Source organism: Rickettsiales endosymbiont of Stachyamoeba lipophora (assembly GCF_003932735.1).
In the GTDB taxonomy this organism is placed as follows: Bacteria; Pseudomonadota; Alphaproteobacteria; order Rickettsiales; family 33-17; genus RICK01.
In genome coordinates this window covers 967501-980242 of record NZ_CP033611.1, presented here as the reverse complement: position 1 = coordinate 980242, position 12742 = coordinate 967501, and the positions used below count along the sequence as shown (strand labels likewise).

Below are 12742 nucleotides of genomic sequence, written 5' to 3'. Positions count from 1 at the left end.
TTCTATGCATACAGTAAAATTTAAGGGAGCAAAATAAGCTAATGTTAAGCAACATAATAACCAGGATATATAAATTACTAGCTTCACTGCTACTTGTTACAAGCTTAACAGGTTGTAATGGTGAAAGCCCATTGGCTAGGATTTTTTCTCCCTCTGTACTTAATTTTTGCTTACCGGTTATTTTTACGGATCCTCTTGGTACTACAATTTATAATTATGAGAGCTTTGCAATCGATGTTAAAGCTAACGGGCATTATCGAAACAATTATGAATCTATGCTTGTTAATGGCCGCGATATTTTAGCCCCTAGTTCTAATACCAGTAAGTATAATACATGGACAAAAGTTGATAGGATTTATTTTTCTAAAAAAGATGTCAAAACTTCTCAAGAATTTAAAATTGGCGAAATTAATGGTAAAGCCTATCTTGGTAATAATAAAGGGGTGTATTCTACTCAAATGGATCAGGCGATTGCTAAAGGGGAGTTTGATATCACCACTGATAGTTTTCGAGGATATAGGGTAAAAATTTGGACTAATGATCCTGTTGATAGCCAAATAGATGTTAGTAGCGGCAGCACTATTTCTTTCACTCTTGCAAATAGTGGTTTAAATATTTACGAAAGCAAAGACGATACCCGCAAAGTTACCACCAATGTAACCTTATCTCAAGCCCAAGATAGTACCCAAAAGATTATTAAAAATAGTTCCGATCAACAAATTAATGCACTAAATATAGAATATAAAATTGGCAATAGTGGTTGGCTACCTCTCATTAATGGTAGTGACACTCAGGATAGTAATAGTGCTTATACTAATACTAGAGATAAAATTGCTTCAACTGCCGGTCGTATATATTTACGTTTTAAATATCCTCCAAATTCTGGGCAAATGATTGTTTTTATTAAAGTTTTACAACAACCGGTTGATGGAAATAACGATGTAGCCGAAATGGTTATTAGCACTAAAGATCCTAATCAAGATTCTGCAGCGGCTAGCAATATCATTTCCATTAAGCGTAATACTACTTATAAAAAATCCGCTTCTGATCCTAATCCATGGAAAGGTAATCCGTGGGTAAGACTAAAAGGCCATCAAGGTAAACCAGAATATGGGTACGGTAGTTTATCAATTCCCATTATGGCAAAAGTCCCTGCTTATTCTTTAAGTGATGTTATGGGTTTGCTGACAGACACCATGAATACTTCTCTAAGATCAGTAGGAGAAGATTCTTATAAAAATTTATATAAAGGCAAATTTAGTATTCTTCTCAGGGCCTTCTTAGTATTCATGATTACTATAGAAGCCGTAGGTTTTGTACTAGGTATTAAGAAAATAACCCAGCTAGAATTAGTTACTAAAGTTGCTAAATATGGATTAGTAATCACTCTAATTTCTCCTAATAATTGGGAGTTTTTTCATACACATCTTTTTGACGCTACCACCAATGCAATAAAAAACTTAGCCAGCATGTTTGATCCTCTAGCGGAACGAAGTATTTTTGGCGCATTTGATAGAGTATGGATGACAGCACTAAACCCGGATTTATGGTCTAAAGTAGTGCTATTTGCATTAACTGATCAACTTACCGGCCTACCATTATTGCTAATCTTATTATATATTGCTTTTAAATTCTTTAAGGTATTATCCCGATTCATAATGAGTTACATGTTTGCACTTGTTATGCTCTCTTTTATGGTTGTGGCTGCTCCCTTCCTGATTCCTTTTATATTATTTGATAACCAGACTTTTAAAACTCCTTTTACTAAATTTCTTGAAATTAATTTACGCTATATTTTTGAGCCCTTTATGATGCTGATAGGTATTATTGTAATATGCGATCTATTGGCTATGCAGCTTTCATATGTACTACAAGACTTACATTTTTGCTATAAATGTGCATGGCCGTTTAAAATAGACTTAGTTGGAAGCTTATTAAGCAAAATTCCTTTAGTAGGAGAGTTTGCAAGCTACTGGGCATGGGAGTTTCAAAATGCTATTTGTATATGGGGTTTCATGCCGTGGGGATTTGATGTTTATTCCGATGGTGGATTCGGCGTAATAATTAAATTTTATATAGTATTTATTCTGCCATTGCTTATGGCAGCCATAATGGCTTCGTTATTAGAAAGATATACCCAATTTGTACCTGAATTTGTACGGGCTACCACTGGAATATTCTTATCAGGTGGTCTTGGCAATGTACGAGATGGCGGTGGAAGCGAAGGTGCTTTTAAAGCAGCTGACTTATTATTTAGCGCCCCATTCCAAGCCTTAGGTTTAGCTGGCTCGGTTGCTCAAAGGATTGATCGCCTTGCAGGTAGGTTTATTAACTTCAATCCTAACTCACCTAGCAACCAAGGAAATGATGAAGATGGCCGCAATGGTTCCGGACGTAAACCTGGCGGGGGGGGCGGCGGCGATGATGATGGAAATGATGGAGGCGACGAAGGACAACGTTCAAAAGGCAATATTAATCAACTAAAGGAAACGGATTCTTCATCTCGCACATCCAATTCCACTACACTAGATGTGAATGGCACTAAGGTTACTATTTCTTCAGATACGAATGATCCTTCTACTACACTAGATGTGAATGGTACTCAAGTTACTATTATTTCAGATCCAAATAATCCTTCTACTTCTACTACACTACAGGTGAATGGTGCTCCAGTTACTATTACTTCAGATATAAATGGTCTTTCATCTAGTATAGGTACTGTTCCTCAAACAAATGCTGATACTTTACAAACTCAAGGCAACACCTACCGAGGTGAAGCATCAACAAGAATAATAGGAGAAGAGCCACAGCAACCAGCTCCAGAAGTACCAAGAGAAGAAAAAGCAGAAGAACCGGCACAAGCTCCAGGCGTAGATCAAGATACACAGCAAAGAACAACAGGAACAGAAGGGCTAGAACAGCCAACGACCCTAAATCAAGCTGAACAACCAAGAGCAGATGGATTAGAGCAAGCGGATCCAGATCCAGCTGGGTTAGCAAGAACAGATACAGATAAATTAGAACAACCCGCTTCCCCTCTAGAAGCAAGCAAACAAGAGCAACCTATTGCAGATGTCGTCCCACCTACAGAAGTAGATAAAACAGAGCAGGCTACCACACCTCCAAAAGAAGCAGAACCTGGTAATAAGAAAAAAGAGGATATTCTTCACAATGGCCAACAAGCCCTAGAAGGTTACAAAGAGGCTCAAGAATTTACAAAAGAACTTAATGAAGTTATGCATGGAGAAAGTAATGATGGCGAATCCAGTTCTAGCTCTAGTAGCCCTACTGTAAGCATCACAACATTTACTAATGATGATCAAAATAGCATTTTTGGGGATGCTGCAACTAAACCTGACAGCACCGCTGCATCTGATCAGCAGCCGCAAGTAGAAATTTCACAGGAAACTTACTCAAGCACCTCACCTACAGAAATTCATGATGAATTTAAAGAAGCACCTGAAGCAGCAGAACACGAATTAGCTACAGAGTTTACCCGCACCTTTGGAAAGGATGTAACAGAAATAACACCAGAGCATATTCAATATGTTAAAGATAATGCTCAAAAGTTTAATATTACTAAAAATATTGAAAGCGATGACCGCATAACTGAGTTATTAAAAATCATATTAGGTAAAAACGGATGATAATGCTTAGAACTATAATAGTAGCATTTTTAATACTCCTCTTAAATGGATGTGGTGATAGTTACTACTGTAGCAATAAACAAGATTTTAATACTCAAGAGTTAACTCCTTATCGCTTTACTACCATTGTGAGAGGTGATGGGGTTATTGCAAAAGATTATCATGAATTTAATGATTTAAACTATAACAGCAGCTACCAAGGAAGCAATAATGTTGCTACTTTTGGCTGGCAAAAAGACTGGTTTGGTAAACCTATTGGAGCTAAACACGAAGTAGAAATTAAAGTTAACGGCAAAGTTTATCGAAAAAAAGGTTCGGAAAATGCTCAAATCTATACAGACAAATGTGCTGGAAATGGTGCAATTCCCATTATAGGAGAAGAAAAATATAATTATTTTTCTCCTCCGTTAAAAAAGGGGGATTTTGTGGTAGTATCTATAGATGATAGTTATACAGGAGAACCTTTAGTTAATATTTGTAATCATGGAAGTGGCGTTAATATCAGGAAACCTCATGAGGCCACTAACTATATTATGCCTTACCCTAATACCCACTCATTTGGCAGGTATATAAACACATTCCTTACTTCAGTAGACAACCCACCTCCCAGTGTGTTTAAAGCATGCAGATATAATGATTATGGATCATGGGATTCTAACAACCTAGGGTTGAGTGATTTTAATAATCTAGATGATGATACTAAGATCTGTTATTATCAAGGAGGAAAGGGAGTAAGAATTGCCTACCTTAAAGATTATCAAAGTGATACCATTAAATCTAGCTTAGCCCCCTTTTTATCTCTTTATTCAGCAGAACAACCCATTACCGCTGAAAAATATCCAAATGCGTTCCACCAATTTATTATGGATAGGGATGAAATAATTTATATAGGCGCCTCACATTTCGTTTTGCATGACAGCTATCAGCGTATGATTTATGACTATATGTTTAAATTTAATTATTTTACCGATATTGATCATACTTTGAGCAACCTAAAGATTGTTTTTTCTGAAAAACATCCTGGCGAGCAAAGCACCTCTGAACCAAATGACGTTAAAACTATTACTAAAAATAGCAAGTTTGTCACTACCACTCCTGGAAACTTATGGTTTAAAGTCGATAATAGCGCTTACCAAAATCAAGCCTTTCTTGATCATTATTATGTTGAAGTAATTGTAAAGCCTATATCTATTAATGTACAAAATGGTATTGGTTCTTGGCTAAATGATAAGATTATGAAACCTATTCAGGAGAGCCTTACAGAAGGAGCTGCAACTACTTACAATCGTATTCTTGGTAATACTAATGTTATAGCTATCATTAAAACCATGATGGTACTGTATGTAGTAAGTTACGGCCTATTATTTGTCATGGGATATATCCAAGAAACACAGCGAGATATCGTATTAAGAATTTTTAAGATTTCTTTTATTACCATACTTATTAGCGATAAAAGCTGGCAATTCTTTTTTGATAACCTTTTCAGTATCTTTTTTTTAGGCACTGATAATCTTTTGTCAATGATAACTAATAGTGAGCCTAACAACCCATTTGGATTTATAGATTACACCTTTAATAAATACCTCAAAGCATTACCTTTTGTGATTCTAAGTCTTTTGCAATATATACTTATATATAGCTTCTTTGGCGTTCTTCTTCTTGTTTTAATTGGATTTGCTTTTTATAAAATTTTAATAAGCATTGTGAACATTATAGCGGTATATTTAATTAACATGATTTTGATTGCATTCTTAGTTGCACTCGCCCCTATTTTCCTCTCTTTTATCATGTTTGCACAAACTAAAAAATTATTTGATGAATGGATTAAAACTTTAATATACCTAGTATTCAATCCGGTACTTCTAATAATTGTATTGCTAGTAATGACAGAGATTATAGACATATTTGCTTCTCCGTTATTAGTAGTAGAATTTTGCTTAAATCCATTGTTCATTTTAAATTACAATATCTTAGGAATAGATTTATTTAGCTTTACTATACCCTGGTTTGTACCAAGTGGTTTTAGCCCAATAGTTATCAATTTTAATACTAATGGCACCCTCTTTGATGAGCTGTTAGAATTCTTTAAACATACTTTCCGAAGCTATTATTCACTTTATGTAAATGCCTTTATGCTTTTTATCATGGTAAAGCTACTTGAAAAAGTATTAGAATTTACTTCTACGCTATCTTTGGCATTGCTAGGAGATAGCTTAGGAAAAGCCGGTTCTCTCAATACTTTTGCTAAAGCAAGTGGTTTTATAGGTGGTATTATAAAACATATTCTAAACCTTGTAGACACCGCATTTAATGCTATTAAAAGTGTAATCTCATGAAAATAAAATTTTTATTTATCAAACTTGCGCTGCTAACCATGCTTTTAACTGTTACTTCATGCAGCGGTGGTGAGTATTGTATTGAACCCGATGATTTTGGACAATTTTATTATACTACAGTTTCTTCATTAGGACTAAACGTCCAAGGAGAACGAGAAAATCAATATGCAGAATGGTTTCCTTCCACTGCACGCTTAAATGGGGACAAACTGTACATAGTTGTTAAACCAGACGATCATAATATGCAATCCGGCTGGACCACCTGGTATGGTAACGGTCAAGGTCGAGCTAATGAAATAGCTAAACTTTTACCTTATTGCCTCTACAGCAATAATTTATTTGCAATAACAAATCCACCTTGTCGGATGAAAGACGGTGTAGGTTTATACATGCTAGTAGCTAATCCTAAGGAAGCAGATCCTAATCAATCAGCTAGATCCATTAAAAATCCTACTACATTATCTAAAATTAACGAAAGTGATATTCTACACCTAGGTTTCAACTCTGCAATTGGAGTAAATAGCAATGTTTTTTATGAAGGTCAGCAAGTAGGTGGTTATTTTGATCATCCTCCGGCCTCATGGATGGGTAAATTTTTATATTTTAAGATACTGGATAGATATTATACCGATAATGCTGGTAGTTATCAAATTGTAATTAAATCTGGAGTAAGTGATAAAGGCTTAGATATTACCGGTTGGATTATTGAACCCATTATTAGCACCACCAAAGAAATTACGAAGAGGATGTTTGCTAGTATATTAGGAAACTCTATAATTATTACATCTGTTAAAGTTTTACTAACTCTATATGTAATTATAACTTTCCTCCTTTTTATCATGGGCATGCTCAGGGTACAGGCGGGTGAAGTTGCAATGCGAATGTTAAAATTAGGTTTTATTGCTGTTTTACTTTCCCCTAATGCGTGGATATTTTTATATGATTACTTCTTCATCATTTTCCTTGAGGGTTTACTGGAATTAATTGGTTATGTCACCGGCAATAATGCAGACGATTATTCCTATTTTGAGCCTTTTATACAATTAGTGTTAAATAGCAGCATTTGGAAAAAAATTCTTGGCTTGCTCAACCCCTTTGGTGGCCCATTTTATCTACAAACTTTTGCTTTTGGAATTATTTATATTGTGTCAATGGTAATGTTAATTCTTGCATCAGGCATGGCTCTTACTACCTTTATTCTTGCCATATTAGGAATTTGTTTATTAATACTCATTAGCCCTATCTTTTTAGTAGGTATTTTATTTAACCAAACTAAACAAATGTTTGATTCATGGCTGAGAATGTTAATTTCATTTTCTTTCCAAGCTTTACTTATCGTATTATTCTTTACTTTCATTAGAGATACCGCAATGACTGAAATTCAAAGAAATTTGGGTTATAAAGTTTGCTGGACAAGAATGGCTAGTATACCTCCCTTATTTGAGTTTTGGTGGTTTAAACCTTCTATTGCAAATATTAAAGCTAATATAGATGCCCCAGGATATTTTGAACAGAACGGAAGAACTTGTAAACCTTATGAATGTAAAAGTTATCGTTATAAGGATATGCCTTTTTTAATTCCTCAAGGTAATAATGAAAAAAGAATGGGATTACTAAAGGATGGAGATGATCAAGAAACCATTGATCATATTTTACATAAAGGTGGCGCACCTATTTTTGATCTCTCAATCTTGAGATTATTATTATTAGCTTTTGCTACAGGACAAATTGTTACTCTTGCTGCAGCAATTGCGCAAATTATTAGTGGTATTGAATATAGCTGGGGAGCAAAAGGCGGTTTAGCCGGTGTTGGCATGAAGATGGATGCACTACCTAAAAATATGGCCAAAGCTGGTGCCAAAGTTGGTGTAAGAGCTATTAAAACTGGTGCACGCGTAGCTAACAAAATAGGGTTAACCGATGATATAAGTAACGCAGTAAAAAGCACCAAAGCTTATAAAACATTAGACAAATATGCAATACAGCCTGTTACTCAGTCTATAGATGCAATCAAGCAAGCTAACAAGGCTCTAAAAGATGAAGCCAAGGCGATTCCAGGCAAGTTAATTAATAAAATATTTCGTAGTAAACCAAATTCTTCAAACGATCATGATACAGATTAGTTATAGAAATATTCAACCTTTTTGGATTCATTTGTTAGCTAACAAGCATTGTTCTAATGGATAGAATTTTGCTTAATTAGCTATTTGCAGCTCATCTTGCATTACGGAGAGTAGCTGATATTTCCTTGGATGTTACGCAAAAAATATTTTTCTTAATCTTGTTAAACAGCCATATACCTATCTGGAAAAGATTATAAATAGACGATGAATAGTATCAGGCAAGGCAAGAAAAAGGTAAAGAGAAGCTTTAATTTGAGAGAAAATGGGATGCCCAATAATCACAAATTATTACATATGAACTCACTAGAAAATTTGACACCATACAATTAATTAAAGAATTAAGAAGATATAAAAAGTAGTATACCGAGCAAGCAGGACTCATCAAACCAGTGTTAGTTACACTAGCCCCTCTAGCCTTAACTAAATCCTCCTCTCCCTACTGAGAAAAAAGCCTTCATAAGTCAGTAGATACCCCCAATCGTTGCCGTGTGGTTCAAGCTTAGAAATTAAGTCACAGCAAAGAATAATTTTATGATTTAAATTATTATCTATTCAGAAAATCGGCAAATTTAACTTGCTCACGCCAGTAATTCAATAAATCTTGCATGGTTTGCTCAAAGGTGATTTCTGGCTTCCAACCGGTATGCAGCTCAAATTTGGAGGTGTCAGGCACTTGTAGATCTGCATCAATAGGACGCAATCTATCAGGATCCATTTCTATTTTAATATCTTTTTTAGTTGAGATAGAAAGAAGGTGACCAAGCATACTAGCGATTGTACAAGTGTAAGTTCCACCAATATTGTAATATTCTCCACCAATAGGATTCATAGTAACTAGCATATAATAAGCACGAACGGCATCCCTAACATCTGCAAAAGTTCTTAAAGATTCTAAGTTACCTACCTTGACTACAGGTGGCAGTTTACCTGCTTCAATCATGGCAATTTGCTTAGCAAAAGTTGATTCTGCAAATACATCTCCTCTTCTTGGTCCTGTATGAGTAAACATCCTAGTGGTCATTACTGTCATATTAAAAGCTTCAGCATAATAGCGCCCAATAAGATCAGTTCCCACTTTAGAAATTGCATAAGGAGAGGCCGGATGAAAAGTGCAATCTTCTTTAATCGGTAATTTTTCTTTGGCTACCCTACCAAACACTTCTGAAGAGGCGCACACATGAATTATTGCATCTGGTTTATGAAGCCTTAAAGCTTCAAGAATAATAGAAGTGCCTTGGATATTCGTTTCGTAAGTATCTAAAGGCGCAGTAAAGGACGTTTTAGGATAGCTTTGAGCAGCTAAGTGGAAGACATACTCAGGTTTAACTTCTCGAATTACTGCATCAATTGAATTAGCATCTTTTAAATCTCCATATACTAAATGTATACGCTTATGATTATTAATTTGATCCACCAAATGTGAAATATTATTGAGCGGACTTCTCCATCTAATAAGCCCATAAATTTCCCAATCAGTATGCTCAAGTAAAAAATCGGCCATGTGTGAACCAACCATGCCAGTAATACCAGTAATTAGTGCTTTGTTTGCCATTTATTTCAACCAAAAGTTTATTTAGTAATTTTTTATAAAGAAAAGGATTTTAATAGTCAAGGAAGCTTAAATAAATTAGGCATGTGAAGATGATAATAAAACTAACAAAATATCTAGGAACTTTAGTCAAACTTAAAATTTAAGAAGGCATACAATATTTTTTATAAAACAGCCCTTGTTAGAGCATTAATACAATTAGTTCTTATAAAAAATAAAAATATAATATTATGCATTTTCTTTTTAAATTAGGATAATCAAGAGCTAAATATTGTTAAATTTTATTATTGCAAAATCTCATTTTTTGTAAAAATTTTTTTTACCACTTCTTTTCTTACCCAACGGTGAGCTAGGTTACCGCTTAAATCCTGATTACCATAGAAAAACTTAGTCAGATATGCTTTATTTATTTTTTGTACCTAATCCACAGAATTTTTTATCCAAGTTTTAGGGATATGCGCTTTCTTCCAAGCATCCACCCGATCTATATAGCCTTCTTGGAACTACCACTTAGGGAGTGTTCTCATCTATTAATATGTCTCTATCAAAGCCCCTTAAGCTTAAAGCTATTTTAGATGTTGAGTTAGGAGCCTTAGCTTTATTACAGTTTTGATCATTAAAGCTCTCGGCAATTTTCTTGTTATTAAGATCATATAGTATACAGCAGGCTTCATTATAAGCTAGAATTTGATTATAATTCAGTTTAGCTAAAGCATTATGGCATATTACTATAAATAATATAGCTACTAAGATTTTATAAATTTTCATTTAAATATATTCTCTGTTTTACATATAAAGTATTATGCTTTGTTATTATTCATCAATAATATAATATAAAAAAACTCAAACCTACAAATAGATCTGAGCTATATATTACATTTAATTCTAAGAGCAAATTATTTTTTACTAGTTAAAACTTTAATCTTAGCTTTTATTTGAGGGTTTGGAGTTTTTTTAGCCACTCTTTTTAAAAATGTTTTTCTTTCTTTGGTTAAAAGCTCTGGAAATCGCTCTAAAGCTAGTAAGCCTGTATATAATCTACCTAAATTGCTTTTATCGCTCATCCATTCATCAACTGTAAAGAAATCATATATTCCGGTTAATTTTGCATAAGGAATTAATTCTTTTTGCTGATTCTCTAACTCTTCAAATTGCTTAAATTCTTCTTGTGTTAGCTGAACTTTGCTTAATAGCTTGCCTATCTCTACTGCATTAACCATAGTTGCAGCTAAAGTTCCATTTCTTACTTCACCTTTCTCACCGGTAATTGGATTTACAGAAATAGAAGAATCAACTTCGTTAGCTAATACTTGATCATTAGTTACTGCTAAAGCCGCATTAACTAACATAAAAGATAAAGCAGTAGTACAAATAATTTTTTTCATAATAATACCCGTTGTATATAAAGTTATTACAAACGTAATTGTAACGGTTAATTGCTACAATAATTTTAACTTTAAATCAAGATTCATATATTTTGTAAGATGCGCAACAGCACCGGTTATATTATAAGAGATATTTTATTGAATATAGTGACTAGCCTGTATATGAGAGAATTAAAAAAAGCCTATAATAAATGTTATTATAGGCTTTTTATCATTGTAAGTTTTTAAAGGATATTATTATCCTACAATTTCATCTTCAGTGAAAAAGTAAGCAATTTCTCTTTTAGCAGCTTCTAAGCTGTCTGAACCATGTACAGAATTTGCTTCAATGCTTTCAGCAAACATTTTACGGATAGTACCTTCCTCAGCATTAGCCGGGTTTGTTGCTCCCATAATCTTACGGTTTAAAGCTACCGCATCTTCAGCTTCTAATACCTGAATTACTACTGCACCAGAGGTCATAAATTTTACTAGATCATTAAAAAATGGGCGTTCTTGATGCTCAGCATAAAACCCTTCCGCTTGAGCTTGTGTTAAACGAGCACGCTTTTGAGCAACAATTTTAAAACCGTTTTCTTCAAATACTGCATTAATTTTACCAGTTAAATTACGTCTTGTAGCATCCGGTTTTATTATAGATAGGGTTCTTTCCATTTGATTTATCCTTAAAGTTCAATTTATAAATTTAAATATATGTAAAAATTTTGTTTGTATATTATACATTTTGCGGAAGTTAAATATAAATATATTTCAGCAATTGGGATAATCTGTATAATTACTTGTAAATAAAGAAACCCTGGCACTTACTTACAACAAGCAAAAGCCAGGATTTTTAAGATTTATTATCTAAAAACTACTCTGTAATAGTTATAGATTTACCTAACAAACTATTAATTTCGTTTTGTACATCAAAATTATCGGTAGGTAGTTTAATTTCTTCATGCTTGATTGGTTCCACAAAATATGGAGTAATTGAAAGTACCATTTCAGTTTGTTCATACCCTGATTTAGGAGCAAAAATATTACTAAAAATACCTAAATGATTGGAAACATCCACATCTTGGCTCTCCTTTACTATACCTGAAATCATGAAACTTTCACCCTGTGCAAGTTGTACAGTAGTAGAAGCTCTTGATTTAATAAATGCTGGTAATGTATGGGATTTGTTTTTATCTAAATCTTTAATATTATAATCAATGTCAATTCTAATATTACGGCCATGTACTACTGGTTTAAATTCCAATTCAATACCATAAGATTGATACTTGATAGTACCATTGGCACCTTTCATAACTGGTATTTCACCACCAGAAAAGAATTTAGCTTTTTCACCACTCATGGCAATTAAAGTTGGTTCAGCATAAGTTTTAAATGCACCATATTTCTTTAAACACTCGACAGATTTAATACCTGCAAGCTTTAAATTATGAGCTTTTAAACGATCTATTTCACCAAACCTAACTTTTAACATAACTTGTTGATTGGATGAATGAGGTTTATGATCTGCATTCACATGAAATGAGGATAACACTAAAAGTGAGAAAATAGTAGAAGCTTTAATGAATTTTTTCATATTAGAAACCCAAATGAAAGTGGAAGAGTATAGAATAAATAAAGATAGTGATGCCCTTTTGTCTTTGAAAGGAGGTAATCCAGCCGCAGGTTCCCCTACGGCTACCTTGTTACGACTTCACCCCAGTCA

The 12742-nt window shown here is 33.8% G+C and carries 8 protein-coding genes and 1 rRNA gene (1 of these 9 cut by a window edge); 3 read left to right on the top strand and 6 right to left on the bottom strand.

The window, feature by feature from the left end; all coding sequences use genetic code 11:
* The first annotated feature begins 41 nt into the window (after positions 1-41).
* From EF513_RS04475 to EF513_RS04465, 3 genes are read left to right on the top strand one after another with little or no spacing between them, the layout of a single operon-like run.
* Positions 42-3647: a hypothetical protein gene (locus tag EF513_RS04475; RefSeq protein ID WP_125216216.1), complete on the top strand. Its 3606-nt coding sequence runs from the start codon at positions 42-44 to the stop codon at positions 3645-3647.
* 2 nt (positions 3648-3649) lie between these two features.
* Entirely contained in the window at positions 3650-5983 is a 2334-nt protein-coding gene (locus EF513_RS04470) for a TrbL/VirB6 family protein (protein WP_164503824.1), read from the top strand.
* Positions 5980-8106: a TrbL/VirB6 family protein gene (locus tag EF513_RS04465; protein WP_125216214.1), complete on the top strand. Its 2127-nt coding sequence runs from the start codon at positions 5980-5982 to the stop codon at positions 8104-8106. The genes EF513_RS04470 and EF513_RS04465 overlap by 4 nt, the downstream gene beginning before the upstream one ends.
* 544 nt (positions 8107-8650) lie before the next feature.
* Here the strand turns inward: EF513_RS04465 and EF513_RS04460 are convergent.
* The 6 genes from EF513_RS04460 to EF513_RS04435 form a co-directional block, all read right to left on the bottom strand.
* On the bottom strand, positions 8651-9658 hold the full coding sequence (locus EF513_RS04460) for a GDP-mannose 4,6-dehydratase (RefSeq protein WP_125216213.1): 1008 nt from the start codon (positions 9656-9658) through the stop codon (positions 8651-8653).
* A 507-nt stretch (positions 9659-10165) separates the two neighbouring features.
* Positions 10166-10423 carry a hypothetical protein gene (locus tag EF513_RS04455; protein WP_125216212.1) on the bottom strand — a complete coding sequence of 86 codons (258 nt, stop codon included), beginning with the start codon at positions 10421-10423 and terminating at the stop codon, positions 10166-10168.
* A 128-nt stretch (positions 10424-10551) separates the two neighbouring features.
* Positions 10552-11040, bottom strand: coding sequence for a hypothetical protein (locus EF513_RS04450; protein WP_125216211.1), 489 nt, complete (start codon positions 11038-11040; stop codon positions 10552-10554).
* Positions 11041-11277: 237 nt separating this feature from the next.
* Positions 11278-11694: a nucleoside-diphosphate kinase gene (gene ndk, locus EF513_RS04445; RefSeq protein ID WP_125216210.1), complete on the bottom strand. Its 417-nt coding sequence runs from the start codon at positions 11692-11694 to the stop codon at positions 11278-11280.
* Positions 11695-11893: 199 nt separating this feature from the next.
* A complete protein-coding gene (locus EF513_RS04440) occupies positions 11894-12613 on the bottom strand; it encodes a type II and III secretion system protein family protein (protein ID WP_125216209.1) in 720 nt (239 codons plus the stop codon).
* Between the two features lie 67 nt (positions 12614-12680).
* Positions 12681-12742 (bottom strand): 16S ribosomal RNA (locus EF513_RS04435); it runs 1439 nt beyond the window's last position.

Coding starts and splice junctions, on each gene's coding strand:
- EF513_RS04460 (WP_125216213.1), bottom strand. CDS start 9,658: ATGGCAAACAAAGCACTAATTACTGGTATTACTGGCATGGTTGGTTCA.
- EF513_RS04475 (WP_125216216.1), top strand. CDS start 42: ATGTTAAGCAACATAATAACCAGGATATATAAATTACTAGCTTCACTG.
- EF513_RS04470 (WP_164503824.1), top strand. CDS start 3,650: ATGCTTAGAACTATAATAGTAGCATTTTTAATACTCCTCTTAAATGGA.
- ndk (WP_125216210.1), bottom strand. CDS start 11,694: ATGGAAAGAACCCTATCTATAATAAAACCGGATGCTACAAGACGTAAT.
- EF513_RS04450 (WP_125216211.1), bottom strand. CDS start 11,040: ATGAAAAAAATTATTTGTACTACTGCTTTATCTTTTATGTTAGTTAAT.
- EF513_RS04455 (WP_125216212.1), bottom strand. CDS start 10,423: ATGAAAATTTATAAAATCTTAGTAGCTATATTATTTATAGTAATATGC.
- EF513_RS04465 (WP_125216214.1), top strand. CDS start 5,980: ATGAAAATAAAATTTTTATTTATCAAACTTGCGCTGCTAACCATGCTT.
- EF513_RS04440 (WP_125216209.1), bottom strand. CDS start 12,613: ATGAAAAAATTCATTAAAGCTTCTACTATTTTCTCACTTTTAGTGTTA.